The 24,749-nt window shown below is 63.3% G+C and carries 23 protein-coding genes; 10 read left to right on the top strand and 13 right to left on the bottom strand.

The features are described 5' to 3' along the window. Positions 1 to 84 precede the first annotated feature (84 nt). The 4 genes from NYQ83_RS05005 to NYQ83_RS04990 form a co-directional block, all read right to left on the bottom strand. The gene (locus NYQ83_RS05005) at positions 85 to 972 is read right to left on the bottom strand and encodes an ABC transporter permease (protein WP_234630675.1); all 888 of its coding nucleotides are present in this window, start codon (positions 970 to 972) and stop codon (positions 85 to 87) included. A gap of 16 nt (positions 973 to 988) precedes the next feature. Continuing rightward, positions 989 to 1,939, bottom strand: coding sequence for an ABC transporter permease (locus tag NYQ83_RS05000; protein ID WP_261212980.1), 951 nt, complete (start codon positions 1,937 to 1,939; stop codon positions 989 to 991). Positions 1,940 to 2,010: 71 nt separating this feature from the next. Beyond that, positions 2,011 to 3,669 carry a peptide ABC transporter substrate-binding protein gene (locus NYQ83_RS04995; protein ID WP_261212978.1) on the bottom strand — a complete coding sequence of 553 codons (1,659 nt, stop codon included), beginning with the start codon at positions 3,667 to 3,669 and terminating at the stop codon, positions 2,011 to 2,013. 44 nt (positions 3,670 to 3,713) lie between these two features. Continuing rightward, positions 3,714 to 5,273 carry an ABC transporter ATP-binding protein gene (locus NYQ83_RS04990; RefSeq protein ID WP_261213954.1) on the bottom strand — a complete coding sequence of 520 codons (1,560 nt, stop codon included), beginning with the start codon at positions 5,271 to 5,273 and terminating at the stop codon, positions 3,714 to 3,716. A gap of 377 nt (positions 5,274 to 5,650) precedes the next feature. On the opposite strand from NYQ83_RS04990, the gene NYQ83_RS04985 reads away from it, so the two are divergent. From NYQ83_RS04985 to dusA, 5 genes are all read left to right on the top strand, one after another. Then, positions 5,651 to 6,256 carry a helix-turn-helix domain-containing protein gene (locus NYQ83_RS04985; RefSeq protein WP_261212976.1) on the top strand — a complete coding sequence of 202 codons (606 nt, stop codon included), beginning with the start codon at positions 5,651 to 5,653 and terminating at the stop codon, positions 6,254 to 6,256. Between the two features lie 23 nt (positions 6,257 to 6,279). After that, the gene (locus NYQ83_RS04980; protein WP_261212974.1) at positions 6,280 to 7,584 is read left to right on the top strand and encodes an NAD(P)/FAD-dependent oxidoreductase; all 1,305 of its coding nucleotides are present in this window, start codon (positions 6,280 to 6,282) and stop codon (positions 7,582 to 7,584) included. A 284-nt stretch (positions 7,585 to 7,868) separates the two neighbouring features. Next, entirely contained in the window at positions 7,869 to 8,720 is an 852-nt protein-coding gene (locus NYQ83_RS04975; protein ID WP_261212972.1) for a GNAT family N-acetyltransferase, read from the top strand. A gap of 124 nt (positions 8,721 to 8,844) precedes the next feature. Then, entirely contained in the window at positions 8,845 to 10,308 is a 1,464-nt protein-coding gene (locus NYQ83_RS04970; protein ID WP_261212970.1) for an aldehyde dehydrogenase family protein, read from the top strand. Between the two features lie 331 nt (positions 10,309 to 10,639). Then, positions 10,640 to 11,602, top strand: coding sequence for a tRNA dihydrouridine(20/20a) synthase DusA (gene dusA / locus NYQ83_RS04965; protein ID WP_409976981.1), 963 nt, complete (start codon positions 10,640 to 10,642; stop codon positions 11,600 to 11,602). A gap of 42 nt (positions 11,603 to 11,644) precedes the next feature. Here the strand turns inward: dusA and NYQ83_RS04960 are convergent, their stop codons facing one another. Both NYQ83_RS04960 and cobS read right to left on the bottom strand, forming a co-directional pair. Further along, positions 11,645 to 12,295, bottom strand: a complete 651-nt coding sequence (locus tag NYQ83_RS04960) for a TIGR02281 family clan AA aspartic protease (protein ID WP_261212966.1) — start codon at positions 12,293 to 12,295, stop codon at positions 11,645 to 11,647. A gap of 19 nt (positions 12,296 to 12,314) precedes the next feature. Beyond that, positions 12,315 to 13,100, bottom strand: a complete 786-nt coding sequence (gene cobS / locus NYQ83_RS04955) for an adenosylcobinamide-GDP ribazoletransferase (protein WP_128292821.1) — start codon at positions 13,098 to 13,100, stop codon at positions 12,315 to 12,317. A gap of 165 nt (positions 13,101 to 13,265) precedes the next feature. Here cobS and cobT point away from each other — a divergent pair, with 165 nt between their 5' ends. After that, positions 13,266 to 14,312 carry a nicotinate-nucleotide--dimethylbenzimidazole phosphoribosyltransferase gene (gene cobT, locus NYQ83_RS04950; protein ID WP_409976980.1) on the top strand — a complete coding sequence of 349 codons (1,047 nt, stop codon included), beginning with the start codon at positions 13,266 to 13,268 and terminating at the stop codon, positions 14,310 to 14,312. 69 nt (positions 14,313 to 14,381) lie between these two features. On the opposite strand, the gene NYQ83_RS04945 is transcribed toward cobT, so the two are convergent. Further along, on the bottom strand, positions 14,382 to 15,941 hold the full coding sequence (locus NYQ83_RS04945) for a sensor histidine kinase (protein ID WP_261212960.1): 1,560 nt from the start codon (positions 15,939 to 15,941) through the stop codon (positions 14,382 to 14,384). A gap of 123 nt (positions 15,942 to 16,064) precedes the next feature. On the opposite strand from NYQ83_RS04945, the gene NYQ83_RS04940 reads away from it, so the two are divergent. The 3 genes from NYQ83_RS04940 to NYQ83_RS04930 all read left to right on the top strand — a co-directional run bounded on the left by NYQ83_RS04940 (position 16,065) and on the right by NYQ83_RS04930 (position 17,898). Then, positions 16,065 to 16,673 carry a glutathione S-transferase family protein gene (locus tag NYQ83_RS04940; protein WP_261212958.1) on the top strand — a complete coding sequence of 203 codons (609 nt, stop codon included), beginning with the start codon at positions 16,065 to 16,067 and terminating at the stop codon, positions 16,671 to 16,673. A gap of 4 nt (positions 16,674 to 16,677) precedes the next feature. Next, complete coding sequence (locus tag NYQ83_RS04935; protein WP_261212957.1) at positions 16,678 to 17,346, top strand: uracil-DNA glycosylase family protein; 669 nt, start codon at positions 16,678 to 16,680, stop codon at positions 17,344 to 17,346. A gap of 63 nt (positions 17,347 to 17,409) precedes the next feature. Then, on the top strand, positions 17,410 to 17,898 hold the full coding sequence (locus tag NYQ83_RS04930) for an Lrp/AsnC family transcriptional regulator (RefSeq protein WP_128292832.1): 489 nt from the start codon (positions 17,410 to 17,412) through the stop codon (positions 17,896 to 17,898). Between the two features lie 25 nt (positions 17,899 to 17,923). Here NYQ83_RS04930 and NYQ83_RS04925 read toward each other — a convergent pair whose 3' ends face one another. Further along, on the bottom strand, positions 17,924 to 18,826 hold the full coding sequence (locus tag NYQ83_RS04925; protein WP_261213952.1) for an NAD(P)-dependent oxidoreductase: 903 nt from the start codon (positions 18,824 to 18,826) through the stop codon (positions 17,924 to 17,926). Between the two features lie 149 nt (positions 18,827 to 18,975). On the opposite strand from NYQ83_RS04925, the gene ade reads away from it, so the two are divergent. Next, the gene (gene ade, locus NYQ83_RS04920; RefSeq protein WP_261212954.1) at positions 18,976 to 20,772 is read left to right on the top strand and encodes an adenine deaminase; all 1,797 of its coding nucleotides are present in this window, start codon (positions 18,976 to 18,978) and stop codon (positions 20,770 to 20,772) included. Positions 20,773 to 20,784: 12 nt separating this feature from the next. Here the strand turns inward: ade and NYQ83_RS04915 are convergent, their stop codons facing one another. From NYQ83_RS04915 to mobA, 5 genes are all read right to left on the bottom strand, one after another. Continuing rightward, the gene (locus NYQ83_RS04915) at positions 20,785 to 21,570 is read right to left on the bottom strand and encodes an ABC transporter permease (protein WP_261213950.1); all 786 of its coding nucleotides are present in this window, start codon (positions 21,568 to 21,570) and stop codon (positions 20,785 to 20,787) included. A gap of 128 nt (positions 21,571 to 21,698) precedes the next feature. Beyond that, a complete protein-coding gene (locus NYQ83_RS04910) occupies positions 21,699 to 22,409 on the bottom strand; it encodes an ABC transporter permease (RefSeq protein ID WP_409976979.1) in 711 nt (236 codons plus the stop codon). Between the two features lie 68 nt (positions 22,410 to 22,477). After that, entirely contained in the window at positions 22,478 to 23,251 is a 774-nt protein-coding gene (locus NYQ83_RS04905) for an ABC transporter substrate-binding protein (protein ID WP_128292845.1), read from the bottom strand. Positions 23,252 to 23,446: 195 nt separating this feature from the next. Further along, positions 23,447 to 23,962: a molybdopterin-guanine dinucleotide biosynthesis protein B gene (gene mobB / locus NYQ83_RS04900; RefSeq protein WP_261212951.1), complete on the bottom strand. Its 516-nt coding sequence runs from the start codon at positions 23,960 to 23,962 to the stop codon at positions 23,447 to 23,449. An 11-nt stretch (positions 23,963 to 23,973) separates the two neighbouring features. Further along, a complete protein-coding gene (gene mobA / locus NYQ83_RS04895; RefSeq protein ID WP_234630694.1) occupies positions 23,974 to 24,651 on the bottom strand; it encodes a molybdenum cofactor guanylyltransferase MobA in 678 nt (225 codons plus the stop codon). Positions 24,652 to 24,749: the final 98 nt, after the last annotated feature.

Raw genomic sequence — 24,749 nt, 5'->3', positions numbered from 1 at the left:
AAAGTTCGGCCGCGCGTCGACAGTCCCGCGCGGCCCATGCATCTCGAATCGGGCGAGCCATGCCGCGGCATGGCCGCCTTCCCGTCATCCCCCCTCGGCTCGCACATCCAGGGCGTCGCGCAGGCCGTCTCCGATGAAGTTGAAGCCGGTGACGGCCAGTGTGATCGCGATGCCGGGAACGATGGCGAGCCAGGGCGCCGTCTCCAGATATTGCTGTGCACCGTTCAGCATGTTGCCCCAGCTCGGCAGCGGCGGCTGGATGCCATAACCGAGAAAGCTGACATAAGCCTCCGTCAGGATCGCGCGAGCCACGGTCAGGGTCGCGGCGACGATAATCGGTCCCATGGCATTCGGCAGCACCTCGCGAAACATCATGTGGCTGCCGCTGAGGCCGAGCATCTTGCCCGCCAGGACGAACTCGCGTTCCCGGAGCGAGCGCACTTCGGCCTCGACGATGCGCGAGACTTCCATCCAGCTGGTGAGTGCAATGATCACCGTGATCACGGCGGGGCTGGGTTTGAGGACCGCGGCCAGGGCGAGCACGAGGAAGATCGAGGGGAACGCCAGGAAAGCATCGACCAGGCGCATGAGCACAGAGCCGATCCACCCACCGCGATAGCCGGCGACCACGCCGACGAGAGCGCCGACGAAGGTGGACAGGAGCATCGCGAACAGGCCCACCAGAAGGGAGATTCGCCCGGCCTCCAGCAGACGCGCCGCAAGATCGCGCCCGAGGGGGTCGGTTCCGAGATAATGATTGCCGCTGAAGGGTGGGGAAAAGCGCGCGCGGATGTCGATCTGCAGCGAATCGTACGGCAGCAGCCAAGGCCCAAGGATGCAGGCCAGCGCGAGCGCCACGATGATCACCGCGCCCACCAGCGCCAGCTTGTGCTGCATGAAGCGCCTGGCGGTCCGGCTTCGCCACCAGCGTTCGCGTCGTCGGGAATGAGGGGGGGCCGAGAGTGCGGTCATGTCGCTCTCCTTTGGGTCAGGCAAGACGGATGCGCGGGTCGACCATCGACACGACGATATCGGCGATCAGATTGCCGAGCAGCGTCAGGATGGCCGACAGCATCAGCAGTCCCATCACCACCGGATAATCGCTGTAGCTCAGGCTATCGAGGAACAGCCGTCCCATCCCGGGCCAGGTGAAGACGGTCTCCGTCACCAGTGCGCCGCTCAGAAGCTGCGGCAGCTGCATTCCGGCGAGGGTGATCATCGGCAGCAGGGCATTGCCGACGACATGCTTCATCAGCACACGTTTTTCGCGGACGCCCTTGGCGCGGGCGGTCTTGACGAAGTCCTGGTGGATGACGTCGAGCGTCGCCGTCCGCATGTAGCGGCTCCACACGGCGACATGCACGAGCGACAGGACGAGGCTGGGCAGGATCAGATGATGCAGATAGCCGAGAACCGTCTCGTTGCCGATCGTGTACATGTTCCCGGCAGGAAACCAGCCGAGCTTCAAGGAGAATATGTAGATCGAGACCAGTCCAAACCAGAAGGTTGGGATCGACAGTGCCACCATGGCGCCGACCGTGGCCGTATAGTCGAAGAGGGAATATCGGTGTGTCGCCCCGCGGATCCCGATCCAGGTGCCGATGGCGATGGAAATGGCCATCGACGAACCCATCAGGATGAAGGTCGCGAAGATATGGCGCCCGATCACTTCGGTCACCGGCGCGCCGTCACGGTAGGACGTGCCCCAATCGCCGTGGAGCATCCGCCAAGCCCAGTCCAGATACTGGATCGGAAGCGGCCGGTTCAGTCCCATCTGCTCTTTGAGACGCTCCAGATCGGCAGCGGTCATGCCCGGATCAAGTGCATACTGCGACAGCGGTCCCCCCGGGATGAGGTTGAGGATCGTGAAGCCGATGATCGACACGATGATCAGGAGAATAAGGCTTTGCCACAGGCGATTGAGCAGAAATGGGAGCATTCAGCGGTCTCGGTAATACGACGTGGGCGTCAGGCCCGCCGCCGCAGAGGCGGCGACGGGCGCCGGAGAGGTCAGCTGACCCAATACCAGCTGGCGGCGTTCCAGGATTCCGTGCGGGTGTTGCCGTTGGGTTCGAAGCCTTCGATCCCGGACTTGCGTCCGTGGATGAAGTTCTCGGCAAAGAGCGGCAGGAACGGCAGCTCGTGACGGACGATCTGTTGCACCTCGTCGTAGATGACCTTGCGCTCGGCCGGATCGAAGATGCGCGTGCCTTTTTCCAGAAGCTCGTCGATGCGGGCGTTCTTGATCTGCACGTTGTTTGAGCCGGAGCCGCCCTGTGCGGTGATCGCGCTCGAATGGAAGCGGTTGGTGACGTCCGGGTCCGAGCCGATCAGGTAGGTCGTGCCGACGACCGCCGTGTCGAAGCGCGACTGCATCCAGAAATCGCCCCACATGACGGCAGCCGGCATGTTTTCAATCGTCATCTCGACGCCGATCTGTTGCAGCATTTGCTGGACGAATTGCTGCATCTGCTCGCGGAGATGGTTGCCGGAGGTGGTGGAGTTCTTGAAGGAAAGCCGCACGCCATCTTTTTCGCGGATACCGCCGGCGCCGCGTTTCCAGCCGGCTTCGTCGAGAAGCGCATTGGCTTTGTCGGGCGAGTATTCGTGCCGCGGCAGGTCCGGATAATAGTAGTAGGAGTTGCGCGGCACATAGCTTTCGACAGGATCATGCACGCCGTAGTAGATCGCGTCGATGATCGCTTGCTTGTCGATGGCCGCGTAAAGAGCCTCGCGCACCGCGAGTTCCTTGAATTGCGGACGCTCCAGGTTGAGCGCGATCGATTCAATCGACGGAGCCGGTTGCAGCACCAGCGTGCGATCGGGGAGGGTCTTGGCTTCTTCGTAATTGTCCGGCGTGATGTACATCCGGCCCAAAAGGTCGATGTCGCCGCTGCGGAACTGCGTGAAGTGAACGGTGATGTCCGGGATATACTTGAACACAAGCCGTTCGAGGTAGGGTCCTTCGCCGTGATAATCGGCGTTGGCGAGCAGCTCGACCCGGTCGCCGGCGAGACGACGGTCCCATTTGAACGCGCCGGTGCCGATCGGGCTCTGGTTGAAGGGGGCGCTGTTGGGGTCTTCGACGCCTTCGAAGGCATGCTTGGGAACGATGAAGGTTTCCGTCAGGAAGGACAGGTAGGGCGAAAACGGCTCTTCCATCCGCCAGGTCAGCTCCGTCGGGGAGACCACGGTGATGTCACGCAAAAGCGAGTGCCCGGCCGTTCGCCAGGCGCGGAAATCCGGATTCACGATCAGCTCGAGCGTGAATTTCACATCTTCGGCCGTAAATGGCTCGCCGTCGTGCCATTTCACGTCGTCGCGCAGCTTGATGCGCCACTCGGTGCCATCCTCGGAAATGCCGCCGTTGGCCTGGGTGGGCACCTCGGTTGCGAGGTTGGGCACGACCTCGCCTTCAGGCGTGAAGCGGAACAAGGCGTCGAAGACCGAGAAGTGAACGCCGTCGTCGACTTCGATTTTGACCATCAACGGGTTGAAAACGGTGGGTTCCTGCACGAGGCCCACGATCACCCGGCCCTCCGGGGAGCCCTCGGTCTGCGCAAAGGCCGGCTTGCCGAGCAGATTGGGGGCCATCAGCGTGGCGCCGGCGGCGCCCATAAGTCCGAGCGCACCGCGCCGGGTCAAAGTTATGCTTTTCTTCTCGGTCATCGACTCTTCCCTCTCGAAATGAACGGGTTGGTGGGTTGGCGGCTTCAGGCGGCCGCCTTTTCCCCTGGAATTGCTGCCACCAGCTCTCGCGTGTAGTCGCTTTGGGGATTGAGAAAGATCTGCGAGGGCGGTCCCATCTCGACGATGCGACCCTTCTGCATGACGGCAATTTCGTCACTGATCTGCGAGGCGACGCGCAGGTCGTGGGTGATGAACACCATCGAGACGCCGGTCTCCCGCTGGATCCGGTCAAGCAGTTCGAGGATCTGTGCCTGGATGGACACGTCCAGTGCCGAGACCGATTCATCGGCGACGAGGAGGCGGGGTTTGAACATCAGCGCCCGGGCGATGCCGACACGCTGACGCTGGCCGCCAGAGAATTCGTGCGGGTAGCGATCGAAAGCTCCAGGATCGAGACCGACCTCGGTGAGCAAGGCGAGCGCTTCGGCCTTTGCATCTGAAAACGACATGCCATGCGCGCACGGACCGACGGTCAGGATCTGGCCGATGGTCGAGCGCGGGTTGAGGGAGGCGAAGGGATCCTGAAAGATCATCTGGATCCGCGGACGCAGCGGGCGGAACTCGGCCTCGGACATCGGAGCGATATCCGTGCCCTCGAAAAAGATCTCGCCGCCGTCGCTTTCGGCCAGTTTGACCAGAAGGCGCCCCATCGAGGACTTGCCCGAACCGCTTTCTCCGACAACGCCAAGCGTGCGCCCGGGCAAGAGATCGAAGCTCGCGCCCTGGACCGCCTTGACGACGCGCTCGGTGCCGAACATCCGGCTGCCGCTGCGATAGGTCTTGACGAGGTCGCGAACTTTTAGAATGGGCGTGTCGCTGCGGGCGACATGAGGCGTGCGGTCCTGCCCGATGATGTGTGGAACCGCGGCGATCAGGCGCTTGGTATAGGGATGGGAGGGCGTCTTGAGGACCGTATCCGCATCGCCCTGCTCGACGATCTTGCCCTTCTCCATCACCACCACGTTGTCGGCGATCTCGGCCACCACGCCGAAATCGTGGGTGATGAACACGACACTCATATTCTTGCGGTGCTGGATGTCTTTGATAAGCGCCAGGATTTGCGCCTGGGTGGTGACATCCAGCGCGGTCGTCGGTTCGTCCGCAATCAAGATGCCGGGTTCGAGCGCGAGCGCCATGGCGATCATGACGCGTTGCCGCTGACCGCCGGACAGCCGGAACGGGTATTGCCGGTACATCGTCTCGGGGTCGGGCAGTCCGACCTCTTTCAGAAGCTTGACAGCGCGGGATTTGCGTTCGGCCTTGGTGCCGACCCCGTGCGCGGACATGACTTCGACAATCTGATCGCCGACCGTCATCAGAGGATTGAGCGCCGAGAGCGGGTCCTGGAAGATCATGGACACCTTCCGCCCGCGCATGTCGCGAAGCGCCGCAGGATTCATGGACTGAATCTCCGTGGTGCCCACGTAGATGCTGCCTTCACCGATGCGAATGCTGAAGGGAAGGAGCCCCATGATGGCGTTCGCGGTGATCGATTTTCCTGACCCCGACTCCCCGATGATGCAGAGAATTTTGCCCGGCACGAGATCAAACGAGATCTGCGAGACCGCGTAGGAGCGCTCCATCCCTTTGGGAAGGTTCAATGTCAGGTTTCTGATCGAAAGCGCGGCGTCCTGGCCGAGCGGGCGCGGGTTAGGCTCGATTGTCACGAAACGCTCCTCCTGCCATGCTTGACGCAGGTGAGCATATATTGAAATTAGCCGCAAGAATTTTGATGATTGGCCACCGATCGACGGGACCATTTGCTTCAATAAAGTCTGCTCAATAAGTTGATATATATAGGAAAAACGTATTTTGGCTATTTTTCAGGCGTCGATGGAAATGAGGCATTTCCGATTGAAATTTCAAAATTTTGCGTGCAGTGTGCAAATTGCGAGGACGCCGTCAGGCATTGCTGAACCCGGCCTTCTGCTGACACACGCTTGCCGGAAGGGAGCCGTCTATGGATCAGAAGTCCAACTTTAGCGTCGAGCATGCCGAGGAACATGTTGGGTACACTTTGCGCCTTTTGCGCAAGCAGAAGGGAATGTCCCTGAAGGCGCTCGCCGAGGCGTCAGGCGTTTCCGTCGGCATGATCAGCCAGGTCGAACGCGGCCTCGCCAATCCCTCGGTGCGCTTGCTCACATCTTTGCGGCGGGCGCTGAACGTCTCGTTTCAGGAGCTCTTCGCCAAGCCTGCATCCGAGACGGAGCATGCGGGAGATCCCGACTTTGTCCGGCGCGCGGACAATCGCCCGATCATAGACCTCGGGGATTTGCAGAAGGAATTGCTGACGCCGACGGATAAGCCGCACCTGCAGCTGATGATCATTCACATCGATGCCGGCGCGGAATCGGGTGGGTGGGCGCTCAGTTATCCTGCCGAAAAGGGCGGTCTCGTCCTCGACGGAGAGGTTATCCTGACTGTCGACGGCAAGAACGTCGCTCTTTCACATGGCGATAGTTTCGCCTTCGACGGGATGCTTCCTCATAGCTTGAGCAATGTGAGCTCCGAGCCGGCTGCAGTGCTCTGGATCATCGGCGCCGTTCAGTTCGATCGCCATTTGTAAAACCATCCTTCAGAGATAGGCCAATGTCGAAAACTGCTCAAATTCAGAACAGCCCTTATTGGTGGGTTGCCGCTCCCGTTCGGCCGCTGCCTGCGCAGTCCCTGCCGCAAAAGACCGACGTTCTGATCGTCGGGGCCGGCTTTGCGGGGCTGACTGCCGCGGTGATCCTGGCCCGTGCAGGACGATCTGTCGTCGTCGTGGACAAGATGATGCCGGGCGAGGGCGCCTCTTCGCGCAACGGGGGCATTACGAGCGGCAACATTCGGCCGAGCTTCGACGAGCTCTCTCGCCGCTTTGGTGAAGACCGCGCGCTTGCCATCGAAGCCGAAGGCAAGACGGCGCGGGAATTCCTCTACGACTTCATTCGCACCGAAAAGCTCGATTGCGATTTTCAGCCGGTGGGCAAGTTTGGTGGCGCCATCGGAAGGGAGCAATATGAAGCCGGTGCGCGCACTGCAGAGACGCTGCACAAGCGGCTTGGAATAGAAGCCTTTGCCGTGCCGCAGGCCGAGCAATCCCGCTATATCGGCAGTGATTTCTATCGCGGCGGCCATGTGCGCATGGACATCGGCGGGGTGCACCCGGCGAAACTCGCCGCAGAGATTTTACGCCTCGCACTGGAGGCCGGTGCCGCCGTGCATTCCGGGACTGAGGTGAAGGGCGTTCGTCGCGACGGCGCCGAATTCTCCGTCGAGACCTCAGCGGGCACCGTCTCTGCCCGCCAGGTTCTCGTCTGCACCAACGGCTACACCGATGGCTCCGATCCGTGGTTGCGGCGTCGTCTGATCCCGGTTCGCAGCCGGATCATCGTGACAGATCCGCTGCCCATCGAGGTGATGGACCGGTTGATGCCGAGCCGGATGATGTACAGCGAAGGGCTGATCCTGGGGCACTATTTCCGGCCGACGCCGGACGGTACGCGCATTCTTCTGGGCGGGCGCGATGCCTCTACGGGCACTGACGAAACAGAGCCTACGGAGAATATCCGCCAGGGCTTGCTGCGGATCTTCCCGGAGCTGAAGAATGTCGGCCTCAGTCACAGCTGGTATGGCCATGTCGCTATGAACTGGGACATGGTTCCGCGCCTTTTCGAGCGCGAGGGCGTGACCTATGCCACCGGTTTCTGTGGCTCTGGTGTCGTGTGGGCGCCCTGGCTTGGAACCCGCGCAGCGCACAAGCTGCTCGGAGACGATCAGGCCCGCACCGCCTTCGAGTTCCGCCCCCCGGCGGCCATACCCTTCTACAACGGCAAGCCTTATTTCCTTCCCGCTGTCATCCAGGGCTATCGTCTGCGTGATCGGCTGGCTCTGGCGCGCGCCACGCGCTGAAACGGGACAGGCGTTCCCTCTCGCTCCGTCGAGGTGACGAATTGCGGAACGACTGCCGTCACACACCTCCGTTCTGGAGGCCGCCGGCAGTCTTTCTGAATTGAAACGATCTCAGCCGATCGCGTGCGAACAACCGCCGAAGCTGTCGAGAGGCATTCGCTCGCACTTCGCAACGGCGCAGATCGCCGGAGGGTGAAGGAGCCGCGCTTCTCATCCTGCGGACTGACCGACGGCCGCGCCGCTTTTGTCGCGCGTGAGGCGTGGTCCGCAACAAGGAGATCCCAATGAATGCCACGGCTGGGGCCCGTGTCGAACTGATCGACCTGACGCCCGAACATATCCCCCACGCACACCGCCTTTCGGTGCAGGAAAACTGGCTGCATCGACCCGAAGACTGGGGGCACCTCCTGGAACTCGGCAAGGGCCGGGGCGCCGTGTTGAACGGGCAATTGGTCGGGACCGCCAACTTCGTGCCCTACGGGGAGGCGGCTGGTACCTGCAACATGATCATCGTCGATCCTTCGGTCCGCGGAATTGGGCTCGGCCGGCGGTTGATGCAGGCGGCGCTCGATGCGGCGGGGCACAGAGAATGTCGTCTGACCGCGACCGAGGCCGGCCGCCCGCTCTATGAAAAGTTGGGCTTCGCCGCGACCGGCATGATCACCCAGTACGGCGGTACGGCCGTGAGGGTGGAGGCGCCTGACAGGGTCGAGAAGGCGACTTCGGACGATCTGGACGCTCTTGCGGCTTTGGATCTGGAGGCGATCGGAATGAACCGTCGCGCGCTGCTGGCGCTGTTGCTGCGTGACGGGGACATATGGGTGCAGCGTGACGGGAGCGTGCTTCAGGGATATGTGGCGCTCCGCAAGTTTGGGCGCGGCATGCTGATCGGCCCGCTGGTGGCGCGCGACGATGCGACGGCTGAGGGGCTTCTTCGGGCCGGCATCGCGCGCACAGCTGGGACTTTTCTGCGTTTCGACCTGACTGCCGCGGGAGACCGCCTGGCTGCGATTGCGGCAGAAGCCGGCCTTGAGCGTGTCTCGACCGGGCTCGCCATGACGCGGCCGGGAGCCGCCCCGACCCGGCAGACCGGTCCTGCCGAGGTCTACGCCCTCGCAAGTCAGGCGCTCTGCTGAGGCTTGATGGCATGCCCGAGCGCACAGGCGACGCCAGAGGCGTGCCGGCGCGGCTCTCGGCCCCGCGCTGCCGCACACCTGATCAACGCCGCCGACCTTCTCTCAGTGAAACAGGAACGACCTCATGACACTCAGCTTCGATCCCGACACCCTCGAGCTGCCCCGGGGCCACTTCATCGACGGCGCCTATCTTCAGGGCCCGGACGCGATCGAGGTTTTTGCCCCCTCTGACGGGCGCAAGCTGGCCTCCGTCCCGCTCGCGGACGCGCAGACCGTGGACCGGGCCGTCGCCTCGGCGAAGGCGGCGCTGGAGAGCTCGGGATGGGCGGGCTGCGCACCGCGTGACCGGGTCCGTATTCTGCATGCCTGGGCGGACTTGATCGAGGCGGAGGCGACGACCCTGGCCCGGCTGGAAGCGGTCGCCTCATCGCGACCGATTGCCGAGGCGACGACGGGCGACGTGGTGGTGGCGGCCGAACAGATCCGCTTCTTCGCCGAATTCGCCGACAAGGAATGCGACGCGCTGGTGCCGACATCGGACGGGCAGATGGGCTTTATCGCATCTGAACCTTATGGCGTCGTCGGTGCCATCACGGCCTGGAATGTGCCGATCGCGCTCGCCGGATGGAAGCTCGGGCCGGCATTGGCGGCGGGCAATGCCGTGGTGCTCAAACCGTCTGAAATGACGCCGTTTTCGACGCTTTATCTGGCAGAGCTCGCGGTTCGGGCCGGGCTTCCGGCCGGGCTCTTCAATGTGGTGCTCGGCGATGGCGCGACCACCGGCGAGGCGCTGGTGGCGCATCCGGACATCGGCAAGGTCTCGTTTACGGGATCGACACGGGCAGGCATCGCCGTGATGGAAAATGCGGCCCGCAACGGCATCAAGCCGGTGACGCTGGAGCTCGGCGGGAAATCGCCCCAGGTCGTCTTCGCCGATGCCGACATCGAGCTCGCGGCGCAGTGCATCACCCGTACAATCCTGAGCAATGCCGGGCAGGGCTGTGTCGCCGGCTCGCGCGTTCTGGCAGAGGCCTCGGTGGCTCAGGAACTCGGCGAGCGCATCGTCACGCTGATGAGCGCCGTTCGCCCCGGTCCGACATGGGACGAGACGACGACCTTCCCGCCGATCATCTCCGAAGGTCAGCTCTCGAGGATCAGCGGGATTCTGGACACCTCTCGCAAAGCCGGCGCGCAGATCGTCTGCGGCGGGGCGCGGTTCGATCGCGCGGGCAGTTTCTTTCAGCCGACCCTGGTGACGGATGCACCAGAAGAGTCCCCCGTGATGCGCGAGGAGGTGTTCGGGCCGGTCTTGTCGCTACAGTCTTTCGGCAGCGAAGACGAAGCGGCCGCGATGGCGCGTCACCCGACCTATGGTCTGAGTTCCGGGCTTTTCACCCGCGATCTGTCGCGGGCCCTGCGGATGACCCGGCGTCTCGAAGCCGGCACGGTCTGGGTCAACCGCTATGGCCGCTCCCGCGATCACATCCTGCCGACGGGCGGATGGAAGGCCTCCGGCCTCGGCAAGGACCTGGGACGCGAGGCATTCCTCGCCAACCGGCGCACGAAATCGGTCCTGATCGATCTCTGATATCCGCGCGCATCCTTGAGCGTCCCCGTTTCGCGGCGGGGATGCTTATTCAACGGCCGCGACGGCGTCCATTCGATCGGTGCGCTGCGAAGGACCTTTGCCACGACGCAGTCAGATCGGCGGCCGCCTCCCTTGCTGAATCCCGGCTTGGCATTGAAGAGAGCCAGAAAATCGTTTCATTGTGCTCTGCGGATGCGCGATCACCCCAGGCGAGGTGATGGTCTCCCAAATCCTTGGATGGCGGCGTTCAGCGCCTGTCCGTCCAATCGCGGCGGGACTCTGTGTTGGAAATTAAGTGACTGAATATCTGCATAAATTCTCCGTTGCGCCGATGATCGACTGGACCGATCGGCACTGCCGCTATTTCCATCGTGGGCTGACGCGGCGGGCGCTCCTCTATACGGAGATGCTGACGGCCGATGCCCTCATTCATGGCGATCGCGACCGGCTGCTCGGTTTCGATGCCGAGGAGCATCCCGTCGCCCTGCAGCTCGGCGGCAGCGATGCGGCGAAGCTCGCCAAGGCGGCCCGCATCGGCGCCGATTTCGGCTATGACGAAATCAATCTCAATGTCGGCTGTCCCTCCGACCGGGTGCAATCGGGCACGTTCGGCGCCTGTCTGATGCGCGAGCCGGAAGTCGTCGGGCGCGGCGTTACCGCAATGAAGGCAGCCGTCGATCTTCCGGTCACCGTAAAATGCCGTCTGGGCGTCGACGATCAGGATATCGAGACGGCGCTCGATGCGCTCGCCGATCTGGCCTTTGCGGCGGGAGCCGACGCGCTCTGGGTGCATGCGCGCAAGGCCTGGCTTCAGGGTTTGTCGCCGAAGGAAAATCGCGACGTGCCGCCGCTCGATTACGACCGCGTCTATCGGTTGAAAACGCGCTGGCCGGATCGTTTCATCGGCATCAACGGCGGCATCACGGACCTTGCGGCGGCAAAGGCGCATCTTGAGACGGTCGACGGCGTCATGCTCGGTCGTGCCGCCTATCAGGATCCGGGCCTTCTTGGCGGCGTCGACCGCGAGATTTATGGGGAGAAGGCGTCAGCGCCCGATCTCATCGCCGCAGCGCGGCGGATGTGCGCCTATGCGGAGGCGCATTGCGCTGCGGGCGGGCGCATGGCGGCGGTGACGAAGCCGATGATCGGCCTCTTTCACGGGCGTCCGGGCGCGCGCATCTGGCGGCGCATCCTGACCGTCGAAGGCGTGAAGGCGGGCGCCGGGCCGGAGGTCATCGAAAAGGCGCTCGCAGGTCTTGCGGAAGCTGGCGGGCTTGAAAGTCTCGCCGCCTGAGTGACGAGCGCGAGCGGAGCTTGATCAGCTCTGTGGCGTGATTCAGCTCTGCGGCGTGATGATGAGTTCGCCGTTCTCCACCCGCCATGAGGCAAAACGGTTCAGCACGTTCATGCCGAGAAGGTTGGAGAAGAGCTGGCCTTCCTGCGCCACGCCGGCCGGGACGTTGTTCAAGGTGAGGGGGCCGATCTTGAGCGTGTGGATTTCGGCGCGTGCCTGCAGCGTGATGCCGTTCGCCGTCTCCACCATCCGGTCGAAACGCAGGGCCGTCACGTCGATGCCGGCCCGTGCGGCGTCCTCATAGGTCAGAACGAGGCTCGAAGCGCCTGTATCGACGAGGAAGTCGAGCTCATGACCGTCGACATCGGCGGTGAGCTTGAAATGCCCGTTGGAGCTGCGGCCGACATTGAGCACCTGTCGCCCGCTTTCGTCGACGCTCACCGTCATGCGCCCGGGTGCCAAAACATCGATCACCGGTCCGGCAAAGCGCGTCAAAGGCTCGCGATAGGCATAGACCACAACCAGCCCGACGACGAGGGCGACCCAGATGAGAGCGTGCTTCGCGGCCGTGCCGAGGCGCCCGCGATAGGCGGCGAGACCACCGACGACGAGGATCAGGACGCCAATAAGGTAGACAACGCGGGGCCATTCCGCGTCGCCGGAACCGAGGATGATGAACGATTGGTCGAGCATGAGCCCCCAAATGGGGATTTCAGGCCCCGAGTGCCAGAGTTGCGAACAGGATTGTGGCTGCAATCTGTTCCGAGGCGCCGATCGTGTCGCCGGTATGCCCGCCGATCAGCCGCCGCGCCATGGCGCTGAAGGCGAAGACGCCGAGCGTCGCCAGAATGATGGCGAGGATGCCGGTGAACGGGAACATGACGATGAGGATGAGGATCGCGGGTACGCTCAGGAGAACCGCGAAGCCGAGATCGGCGGTCTTCGGCCATCCGGCCCAGCTCGCGACACCGTCCGTACGGGCCGGCGGGAGGCTCGTCCAATGCGTGTAGGCGAGGGCGCGCGAAAGGGCCGCGACGCAGATGATGGAAAAGGCGCCGACGCCCACGCTCTGCGAGATCTCGCCAAGCGCGACCACCTTGATGATCACGGTGAAGAGGAGAGCGAGGAGCGCATATGTGCCGATGCGGCTGTCATGCATGATCTCCAGCCGCTGTTCGCGCGTCTTGCCGCCGCCGAAGCCGTCGGCCGTATCGCCGAGCCCGTCTTCGTGCAGCCCGCCGGTGATCAGCGCCATCGCGCCGAGCGCCACGGCGGCTGCGAGCACCGTCGAGCCGCCGAAGGAGATGATGAGCGATAAGATGACCGCCGGGGTGAGCGCGATCAGCATCCCCGCGAGCGGTAGGCAGGCGGAGGAGACCGAAAGCGGGCGTTCTTCGCTCGGCTCGGGCTTGGCCCGGATCGGCAGGCGGGACAGGAAGGCGAGGCAGGCGCGAAGGTCCTGCGGCAGGCGGGTGAAGTGTTGGGCGAGCGAGCTCATGCGAGCCTCCGGCAGGATAAAACCTGGCTACCATTAGGCCGGCGAGGGAGGCGTTGAAACAGGGCGGGCTGACGCATTGCGCTCCTTTGATCGTCGCTTTAAGCGGCTGTAAAGTGGACCTTTCCTCCCCAATGGCTCCCAAAAGAAGTGAGAATCCCATTGTCCATCCGTGATGCCGGCACACGCGCTGCGCCGTTCGACGATTTTCGTGACCTCGTGAAGAGCCTTCCGGCTCCCGATGCCGAGGCTCTTGCCGCGGCCCGCGCCCGCCAGGGGCGTTTGACGAAGCCTCCCGGAAGCCTTGGTCGCCTGGAGCAGATCGCCATCTGGCTGGCCGGCTGGCAGGGACAGGAAAAGCCCGTCATCGAGCGCCCGATGGTTGCCGTTTTCGCCGGCAATCACGGGGTTGCGGCTCGCGGTGTCGCGCCCTATCCGGCCGATGTCACGCAGCAGATGGTGGCGAATTTCCGCGCCGGCGGCGCCTCGATCAACCAGCTCTGCACCTCCTTCAATGTCGGCCTCAAGGTCTTTGAGCTCGCGCTGGAACTGCCGACGGGCGATATCGCGGAGAAGGATGCGCTGAGCGAGCGCGATTGCGCGGCCACCATCGCCTACGGCATGGAGGCGATCGAGGGCATCGATCTTCTCTGCCTCGGCGAGATGGGCGTCGGCAATACCACGGTTGCTTCGGCGCTCTTCTGCGCACTCTTCGGCGGCGAGCCGGAGGAATGGGTGGGCTACGGCTCCGGTTCGACGGGTGCGGTCCTGGAAGCGAAGATCGAGGCGGTCAGGCTCGCCTGCGAGAGAGTGAGGGGCGAAACCGATCCGCTCGTCATTCTGAAGCGCGTCGGCGGCCGCGAACTCGCCGCCATGGTGGGCGCCGTTCTGGCAGCGCGCATGCAGCGCATCCCGGTGGTGGTCGACGGCTTCGTCACGAGCGCGGCGGTTGCCGTGGTCCACAAGATGGCGCCGGGCGCCACCGATCACTGCATCTTCGCGCATCGCTCGGCAGAGAAGGCGCACCGTCAGGCCGTCGAAGCGATGGGCGGCGCGCCGCTTCTCGATCTCGGCATGCGGCTCGGCGAAGGCACGGGTGCGGCGATTGCCGCGGCCATCGTCCGCGCTGCCGCCTACACCCATTCCAACATGGCGACTTTCGGCGAGGCCGGCGTGTCGGGTGAGGGCGTCAACGTCGATCGCGCTGGCGGCTGAGCTTCGTCATCTGAGATTTAAGAAAGGGCATCGCCGTCTCTGATGGCGATGCTCTTATGCCGTTTCCGTTCAGCTCGCCTTGCGCAGCTGCGCGGGTTTGCGTGCCCGCATCAAGGCCCAGGTGCGGTTGTCGTCGGTGAATGACGAAACGACCCGCTTCGCCGGCAGGATGGCGATGGCTTCGGTACCGACGCCGACCTTGCTGCGCAGGATGAAGTGGCCCCCGTGAAGGTGGATCAGCGCCTGGACGATGGGAATGCCGAGGCCGGTCCCCTGTTCGGCGTTCTTGATCGAGATCGAGCTCTGGCCGAAAGCTGAGAGGACGATCGGCAGTTCGTCGGCGGGAATGCCCGGGCCGTTGTCGCGCACGGAGATATACTGGCCGCCGCCCTCGGTGCGGCCGACCTTGAGGGCCACCTCGCCGCCGGCCGGGGTGAATTTGAGCGCATTGGCAAGAAGGTTGAGCGTCACCTGCCGGATTGCCTGCTCGTCGACGACGATCTTCGGCATGTGCTCCTCGAACGCTTCCGACACCTTGATGTTCTTCTGCCGCGCCTTGAGGTCGAGCAGCCCTTTGGCATCCTGCGCGATGCTGACGAGAGAAAGGAGCTCCTCGCGCAATTCCCGCTTGCCCGCCTCGATGCGGGAGAGGTCTAGGATCTCGTTGATCAGCTTCAGGAGATGCTGGCCGGAATTGTAGATGTCGTTGAGATAGTCCTTGTAGGCATCGTTCTCGATCGGACCGAGCATCTCGTTGCGCATCACTTCGGAGAAGCCGAGGATGGCGTTGAGCGGCGTCCTGAGCTCGTGGCTCATCGTCGCCAGAAACTGCGATTTTGCCATATTGGCCGCTTCGGCCCGCCGCCTGGCCTCGTCGGAGACGGCCTTGCCCTGTTCGAGCTCGGCGAGAACGGCGTCCTTCTCTGCGCGAAACACCAGGCTCTGCGCATATTGCTCGTTGAGCTGGCCGGTCAGGTAGAGAAGCATCGCTTCCGCACCGAGCGCGCAGAAGGCCACCATCATGTCGATGAGGCTCGGCGACACCATATGCGCCGCACCGAGGCCGATGGCGATCGGCAGCGTGCTGGCGACGGACGCCGCCGGCAAGGGGGCCGCGACGAGGGCACTCAACGACATAAAGACGATGACGGTCGCAAAGCGCACCACGTCGATGCCGATCAGCGTGTCGGCAGCGCCCGCCATCGGAAACAGGAAAGGAAACACCGCCCAGCCGAGACCATAGAGCGCTTCCACCACCACGAAGCGGTTCTTCCAGTCGACCAGCGAGCGCTGATTGGGGGCAAGTGCCGCATAGCGGCGGCAGACGAAGGTCGCCGCAAGATGCAGGACGAGCACGCCCGCGCCCCAGGAGGCGGCCCATAGCGGGTTGCCGATGAAGCCCATCATCACGGTCAGGACGAGGATGAGGCCAAGCACGATCGGCGCGAAGGAGATGCGGTTCCTGGCGTATTGATCCGCCATCTCCTGCTCGAAGTGGAAAAGCGCGTCGCTCGGCCCGCTCTCCGTCGCGACGTTGCGCACCAGCGCGCGGGTGATCATATTGCGGCGTGCGGCACGGGACTCGTCGGGCGAAGCCTGCAAAATCGTCGCCTGTGCCACATCCACCATGGGTTCTTCCCCAACTCTTTTCCCGCTTTTTCGTAGTGGAGCGCGGTTAAGATCGGGCGAGTGAAGATGGTTAAGAGGCCGTAAGGCCGTGGTCCGGGTAACCGGGCCGAAGCGGAGGTGAGAGTGAAGTTACTCGATGGCGGACGCGCGCCGAACCCACGCCGGGTGCGGATTTTCCTGGCCGAGAAGGGCCTCGAAATACCTCTCGAGCCCGTCGATATTGGCAAGAAGGAGCATTATTCGCTCGATTTTCTTCGCCTCAACCCGATGCGCCGCTTGCCGGTTCTTGTCCTTGATGATGGCACCGCGCTTTCGGAAACGATGGCGATCTGCCGCTATTTCGAGGCGCTGCATCCTGACCCGGCGCTTTTCGGAAAGACCGCTTTGGAGCAGGCGCAGGTGGAAATGTGGAACCGCCGCATCGAGCTCGATCTCTATGCGCTCGTGGCTGCGATCTTCCGCCACTCGCACCCCGCGATGGCGGAACTCGAAAACCAGGTGCCGGAATGGGCGACGGCCTGCCGCGAGCGGCTGCCGGAGCTTTTCGCCTTCCTCGACCGCGAGATGCGGGGAAGGGAATTCATCGCCGGTGACAGCTTTTCCGTTGCCGATATCACTGCGCTTGTCACTTTCGACTTCATGAAGCCTGCGAAGGTGGACATTCCAGAAGATTTTGCCGCTCTGCGCGATTGGCATGCGCGTCTCAAGGCCCGCCCGAGTGCGTCTGCCTGATCGCGTGGCTGAAACGCCTTCCAAAGAGACGCCTGAAACGGCGGAGGCGCTCGCCGCACGCATCCGCTTCTGCCGCATCTGTGTGGAGCGGCCGTTCGCGGCGCCCTTGCCGCACGAGCCGAATCCGATTCTGAGGATTTCCTCCACGGCGCGTTTGTGCATTGCGAGCCAGGCGGCGGGCACGCTCGCGCATGCCACGACGACGCCGTTCAACGATCCCTCTGGCGAGCGCCTGCGCGACTGGCTGGGTGTCACGCGCGACGAATTCTACGACGTCTCGAAGATCGCCATCGTGCCGATGGGGTTCTGTTTTCCGGGGCAGGACGCAAAGGGCGGCGACCTGCCGCCGCGGCGCGAATGTGCGCCCTCCTGGCGCGAAGAAGTCTTCGCTTCGATGCCGCAGCTGGAACTCGTGCTCGCGATCGGGCAGTACGCGATCGCCTGGCATCTCGGCTCTCTGCGCCGTCGCACGCTGACGGAGACCGTCACTGACTGGCGGGATGTTGTCGCGCAGTCGGGTCCGCCGCCCGTCCTGCCGCTCCCGCACCCTTCCTGGCGCAACAACGCCTGGCTGAAGCGTCATCCGTTCTTTCGCGAAGAGGTTCTGCCGTTTTTGCGGGGGCGCGTGCGCGAGCTTATCGAGCCGCAGAGTGGAGAGAAGGACGGCAAGTGACGCAGCGCTTGCCTCGTGCGCGCCAACAATGGTCTAACGACCCAAAATTCGCCCGAGGCCTGAATGGACCGCATTGACCGCATGATCCTGACTGTCCTGCAGGAGGATGTGACGCTTCCCGTCGCCGAGATCGCCCGGCGTGTCGGCCTGTCGACGACCCCGGCCTGGCGGCGCATCCAGAAGATGGAAGAAGACGGCGTCATCAAGAAGCGGGTGGCGGTCCTCGACCCGAAATCGGTCAATGCGCATGTCACCGTCTTCGTCTTCGTGACCACCAATCAGCACAACGAAGACTGGCTTCTCCGCTTTGCCAAGATCATCTCGGACATGCCAGAAGTGGTGGAATTTTACCGCATGAGCGGGCAGGTCGATTACCTCATCAAGGTGGTCGTGCCGGACATCGCCGCGTATGACGCCTTCTACAAGCGCCTCGTCTCCAAGATCGACATCACCGACGTCTCCTCCGCCTTTGCCATGGAGAGGATCAAGGACACGACGGCCCTGCCGCTCAACTTCATGCAGCTCGACCCGCCGCAGAAGACGAAGGGGTAGGGGGCGTCTTATCGCCCCCTGGCGATCAATTGAATTTCTGCAGCCGCTTCATCAGGCTCGACGTGTCCCAGCGCTTGCCGCCCATCGCCTGCACCTCGCCGTAAAACTGATCGACGAGCGCCGTCACCGGCAGAAGTGCGCCGTTGGTTTTCGCCTCATCGAGGCAGATGGCGAGGTCTTTGCGCATCCAATCCACCGCGAAACCGTGATCGTAATGATCCTCGGTCATCGTCTTCCAGCGGTTCTCCATCTGCCAGCTCTGCGCCGCGCCCTTGGAGATGACGTCGACCACCTTCTCCACGTCAAGGCCCGCCTTCTGTGCGAAGTTGATGCCTTCGGAGAGCCCCTGGACGAGGCCGGCGATGCAGATCTGGTTGACCATTTTGGTGAGCTGGCCGGAGCCGACCGGCCCCATCAATCCGACCATCTTGGCGTAGCATTCGATGACCGGGCGAGCCTTCTCGAAGACCTTGGGCTCACCGCCGACCATCACTGTCAGCTGTCCCTTTTCGGCGCCGGCCTGGCCGCCGGAAACAGGCGCATCCAGGAAGCAGAAGCGGTGTGCATGCGCTTCATGCGCCAGCTCTCGGGCGATTTCCGCACTCGCCGTTGTGTTGTCGATGAAGATCGCCCCGGGCGCAATTCCCTTGAAAGCGCCGCCGCGGCCGAGCGTAACGGATCTGAGATCCTCGTCGTTGCCGACACAGCAGAAAACGAATTCCGCGCCCTCAGCGGCATGCTCGGGCGTCGGCGCATGTCGGCCACCGTGTTCGGCGACCCACTTCTCCGCTTTGTCCTGCGTGCGGTTGTAGACGGTAACCTTATGGCCTCGATGGGCGAGATGCCCGGCCATCGGGTATCCCATCACGCCGAGGCCGATGAATGCAACTTTCGCCATGTTCCGTTCCCTTTTGCTTTGCGCGGCGATTGCTCATGGTTCTAGACAATCAAAAAGGCCTTGTCAGGGGCAGAGCTCTTCCAACATGCCCTGGTAAGCGACGTATCCCAAGTCTTTGACCAGCTGTTTGGTCAGGCTTTTGCCGGCTGTCGGCGCCGCGCGGCCGTTTGGAGGTGACAATGACTGATCCTTTCCCGTCCTGGCAAAAGGTGGCGCCGCGCCTCGTCGATGTGGCCGCAGGGCGTACTCCGGCCGATCTCGTCATCCGCGGTGGCCGCTGGGTGAACGTCCATTCCGGCGAGATTGTCGAAAACACCGATCTCGCCATCACCGCGGGGCGCTTCGCCTATTGCGGGCCGGATGCCTCCCATACGATCGGCGAGAAGACCGAGGTGGTGGAGGCCAGGGGCCGCTATCTCGTGCCGGGCCTGTGCGACGCCCATATGCATGTCGAAAGCGGCATGGTGACGGTGACGGAATTCGTGCGTGCTGTCGTTCCCCACGGCACGACGTCGATGTTCGTCGATCCCCATGAGATCGCCAACGTGCTCGGTCTCGACGGGGTTCGTCTCATGCATGACGAAGCTCTGACGGCGCCGATCAACGTCTTTGTCGAAGTGCCGAGCTGCGTTCCGTCCGCGCCCGGTCTTGAGACGGCAGGTGCCGAGCTCGGCCCCGAGGAGGTCGCCGAGGCGATGTCCTGGCCGGGCATTATCGGTCTTGGCGAGGTGATGAACTTTCCGGGCGTCGCCGCGGGCAACGAGCGGATGCTGGGCGAGATCATTGCGTCGGTGTCGGCCGGCAAGACCGTCGGCGGCCATTATGCCTCCCCCGATCTCGGAGTGGATTTTCATGCCTATGCGGCGGGCGGTCCGGCCGACGATCATGAAGGCACCCGCATGGAGGATGCGATTGCGCGCGTGCGTCAGGGCATGCGCGCGATGCTGCGCCTCGGCTCCGCCTGGTACGATGTCGCCGCTCAGATCAAGGCCGTCACCGAAAAGGGGCTCGACCCGCGCTTCTTCGTTCTGTGCACGGATGACTGCCATTCCGGAACGCTCGTGCATGATGGACATATGAACCGCGTCGTGCGGCACGCCATTGCCCAGGGGCTGAAGCCGGTGACGGCGATCCAGATGGCGACGCTCAACACGGCAGAGCATTTCGGTCTGGAACGCGAGCTCGGCTCCATCGCGCCAGGGCGCCGGGCCGATCTCCTTCTCGTGTCGGACCTGCCATCGCTGAAAATCGATGCCGTCTATGGCCGCGGCCGGCTGCTCGCCGAGAAGGGGGCGCTCGTCGCCGACATCCCGCTCTACGGATATCCGGAAGAGGCGAAGAACACGGTCCGCCTGGGCCGCGTGCTGACGGCGGATGATTTTTCCGTGCCCGCGCCAAAGGGAAAGGACCGTGTCGGCGTTCGCGTCGTCGGTGTCATCGAGAACCAGGCGCCGACGAAGGCGCTTCAGCGTGAGCTGAGCGTCGTCGATGGGTTGGTTGAAGCCGATATGGCCAACGATGTCGCCCATCTTGCGCTGGTGGAGCGCCATCGCGGCACAGGGGCCGTCCAGAACGCGTTTGTCTCCGGCTTTGGCTACAACCGGCGCTGCGCCATCGCCTCCACCGTCGCCCATGACAGCCACCAGATGATCGTCGTCGGCACCGACCGGGCCGATATGGCGATGGCGGCGAACCGCCTGGGCGAAGTCGGCGGCGGAGTCGTGGTGATATCCGAAGGCGAGAAACTGGCGCTGGTCGAGCTCAGGATCGCGGGCCTCCTTTCAGAGGAGCGCGCTGAAGCTGTCGCCGCCAAGGCCGCACGGATGGGCGCTGCCATGCAAAGCTGCGGCTGCCGTCTCAACAACGCCTTCATGCAGCATTCGCTGCTCGCGCTCGTCGTCATCCCGGAGCTCAGGATCTCCGACAAGGGCCTGATCGACGTGACCAAGTTCGAACAGACCGAGCTTTTCGTGTGAGGCTTTAGCGGCTTACGCGCCGATCTGTTCCGCCACCACCTGCTGGCCGGAGCTGTCCTGCGCCGGCTTGAGATGCCGCGTCAGCCGTCGTTCGGCCGCATCCCAGACGCGTCGGAGCGCTTCCACGACGACGAGATAGAGCCCCGCGGCCCAGAGATAGACCTGGAAATCGAAGGAGCGCGAAAAGGCAAGCCGCGTCTCGCCCAGGAGATCATAGACGGTGATGACGGAAGCGATCGCCGAGCCCTTGATCATGAAGATGATCTCGTTGCCGAGCGGCCGTAAAGCCGTGATCAGAGCCTGCGGGGCGACCACCTTGAAGAAGATGACGACAGGCGAGAGCCCGAGCGCGCGGGCGCCTTCCCACTGCCCGACGGAGATGCCGCGGATGGCCCCGGCATAAATCTCGGCCTGATAGGCGGCGGTGTTGAGCGTGAAGGTGAGGGCGGCGCAATTGAAGGCGTCGCGGAAGAACCACCACAGCCCTGCCGCTTCGAACACCTCGCGAAACTGCCCGGCGCCATAATAGACGAGGAAGGTCTGGGCAAGCAGCGGTGTTCCCCGAAAGAAATACACAAAGGCAAAAGCCAGCCCGCGCGTCCACCGGTTCTTCGAAAGCCGACCTGCCGCGACGATGCCGGCCAGAACCGCGCCGAGCGCGACCGACAAGACGACGAGCTCCACCGTGACGAGGAGGCCGTCGAGGAGCTTTGGCCCGTAGCGCGTCAGAAGTTCCGGATTCCAGGCGCTGATGAAGAAGACGACCAGCGCGAGGGCGATCGCGGCCCACAGCGTCATCAAGACGATGCCGGCGATGCGCGCCTTGCTCCAATGCCGGACGGATGCGGGCGGAGGCTCCGCCGGAAGAATCCGGTCGGACACATATGCCGGGTTGGCGGCCTCATTGGCGCTCATCTCGCGCATCGTCATTTCGTGGCCTCGCCGCGCCGCGACCAGCGGTCGATGCCGTTGATGCCGAAGGACGAAATGATGGACAGCACCAGATAGATCATGCAGGCGACGAAATAGAAGAAGAACGGTTGTTTGGTCACGCCAACGGCGACGTTGGTGTTGCGCAGAAGATCGTTGAGGGCGATGACGGAGACGAGGCTCGTATCCTTCAACAAGATCAGCCAGAGGTTCGAAAGCCCCGGCAAAGCGAGCCGGATGAGCTGTGGCAGGATGACGAGACGCATCGTCGTCGTCGGCCTCAGGCCGAGCGCGTACGCCCCCTCATACTGGCCCTTCTGAATGCCGCGAAAGGCGGACAGAAAGACCTCGCTCGCGAAGGATGCGAAGACGAGGGACAGGGCGATCACGCCCGCCGTGAAAGACGAAAACTCGACATAGGTGTCGAATAGAAGCCGGAAGAGCTTCTGCAGTGCGATCTGTCCGCCGTAATAGATGATGAACAGCGTCAGAAGCTCCGGTAGCCCGCGGAAGATCGTCGTGAAGATCGTTGCCGCCCGGATGAGGCCGGGATCGTCGCTGTCCTTGGCGAGCGCCAGCAGAAATCCGAGCACGAGCCCGATCGGCAGCGTCGTCAGCGCCAACGCGACCGTGACCGCAAGCCCGGCCGCAAGATCATCGCCCCAGCCGCCGCCTCCAAACGACAGGAGGTCCAAAAACTCCATCAGCCCGTCATCCCTGGCGCGGCAGAAGGATGGGGCTCAAAAGCCCCATCCGATGCATCATACACCCCGACTTATCCGCCATAGACGTCGAAGTCGAAGTACTTGTCGTTGATTTTCTTGTAGGTGCCGTTCTCGCGGATCGCCTTGATGGCGGCGTTGAGCTTCTCGCGCAACTCGTCGTCACCCTTGCGCACTGCGATGCCGATGCCCGGCCCGTAGATTTTCGGATCGCCCGGCAGAGTCGTCAGAATCTTGCAGCAGGAGCCGTCTTCGCTGTCGACCCACTCCGACAGAACGATCACGTCGTCGAGGGCTGCATCGAGACGTCCGCTCGCCAGATCGAGCTTGTATTCGTCGGCCGAGGGATAGAGGCGGATGTCGGAATCCGGGAAGATCTGTTCCGCATATTGCGAGTGCGTCGTGGAGCTCTGCGCACCGACGCTTCTGTCCGCCATCGATTCGGCGGTCGCTTCCGTGATGTCGGAATCCTTCGGCACGACGATCGCCTGCGGCGTGTCGTAATATTTGTCGGTGAAGTCGACCTTCTCCTTGCGCTCCTCCGTGATCGACATGGAGGCGACGATGGCGTCGTACTTGCCGGCGAGAAGGGCGGGAATTATGCCGTCCCAATCCTGCGAGATGAACTCGCACTTCACCTTCATCTCGTCGCAGAGCGCATTGGCGATGTCGATATCGAAGCCGACGAGCTTACCGTCAGCCGTGATTTCGCTGAACGGGGGGTAGGCGCCCTCCGTGCCGATGCGCAAGGTTTCCTGGGCCTGCGCTGCGCCCGTGGCGAAGACCGCGAGGACCGTTGCAGCCGCCAGTTTTTTGAACAAGCTCATGCTGTCTCCCGAATTTCTTGTTGGATGCGGCCTGGGACGGCCGCTGGACCTATAATCGGCCCAAACTTTGAGCCTGTGCAACTCTTTAGCAAGCGCCGTGCCTGCGGCAAGGAGACTTGATCACAGGCAATGCAGGTTTGGCCGATTCTGCGCCTCCTGGCATAGCCGGCAGAGGCGCGAAAGGCGCAGACTGCCTCATTTGGCGGCATCGAGCGACAGGTGCCCGGCGATGAAATCGGCAATTTTTGCAACGTCGTCGAGATGGAAGACCGGAAGCTTCGCGTTCGCCACCGGATAATCTGATGCGATTGCGAGGATCGACGGATCGCTGTCGCTGAGCGCCTGGCCGGGCCGTCCGTCGCGGCGGCGGACTTCGAGCTTCGGGTGAGGTGCCTTCTTGTAGCCTTCGATGAGGATGAGGTCGCAGGGCGACAGGCGCGACAGCATCTCCTCGACGGGGGGCTCCACCTCTTCGCTGAGCTCATGCATCAGCGCCCAACGGCGATCGGATACGAGGAGAACCTCGCGCGCCCCCGCCTCGCGATGCCGGAAAGAATCGGTTCCGGGATGATCGATGTCGAAGGCGTGGTGGGCGTGCTTGACCGTGGAAACGACGAGGCCGCGCTCTGAGAACTCGCTGACGAGGCGGGCGACGAGCGTTGTCTTGCCGGAATTTTTCCAGCCGGTGATGCCGAAGACCTGGGGCGCCATCCGCGGGCGGGCTATTCGGCAGCCTGAGTTCGATTGAGCGCTTCGAGCATTGCCTGTGCCTCGGCCGCGTCCTCCGGCGTGTTGACGTTGAAGAACGGATCGATCTGGCGGCCGTCGGCTTCGAGATGGTCGAAGGGCACGTTGAGACGCACGTAATGGTCCGCGAAGTCGAGAACCTTGCTCGATTTCGCCTTCTTCAGCCATTCCTCGAGATCGTCGGCAAGCGCGATCGGCCACAATCCGAAGACGGGATGCACGCCGTTGAACGATGCCGCGACGGCGATCGTCGTTTCGTCGTGGCCGCAGCCTTCGGAAAGCCGCGTGACGAGATCACCGGGAAAGAAGGGCGTGTCGACGGCTGCGCTCGCCATGAAACGCGCCTGCGGACAGAAGACCTGGCTCCAGCGCATCCCGGCGAGAATACCGGCGAGAGGCCCCGGATTGCCGTCGATGCCGTCGGGAACGACAGGGAGAAGAAATTCACTGAAGCGCGACGCGTCGCCATTGGCGTTGATGACGAGTTCGTCGACCTGCGGGCGCAGACCATTCACCACGTAGGAAAGCAGCGGTCGGCCGGCAATCTCCACGAGCGGCTTGTCGTTGCCCATCCGGCGGGACAGGCCACCAGCAAGAATAACCCCCGTGATCGGGCGCGGGGCAGGACGATCCTGGTCTGTCGTCTCGCTCACGAAACCCCGCAGAAACGCTTCGGCTGCGGACTTTTCCGCGCCGGTATCCCGGTGATGAAGGAGCGTCGTCTCGGCAACGGGCTTTCGGCCATCGGTTC

The sequence above is a fragment of the Afifella sp. JA880 genome, from assembly GCF_025379905.1.
GTDB lineage: Bacteria > Pseudomonadota > Alphaproteobacteria > Rhizobiales > Afifellaceae > Afifella > Afifella aestuarii.
This window is presented reverse-complemented; position numbering and strand designations above follow the sequence as displayed.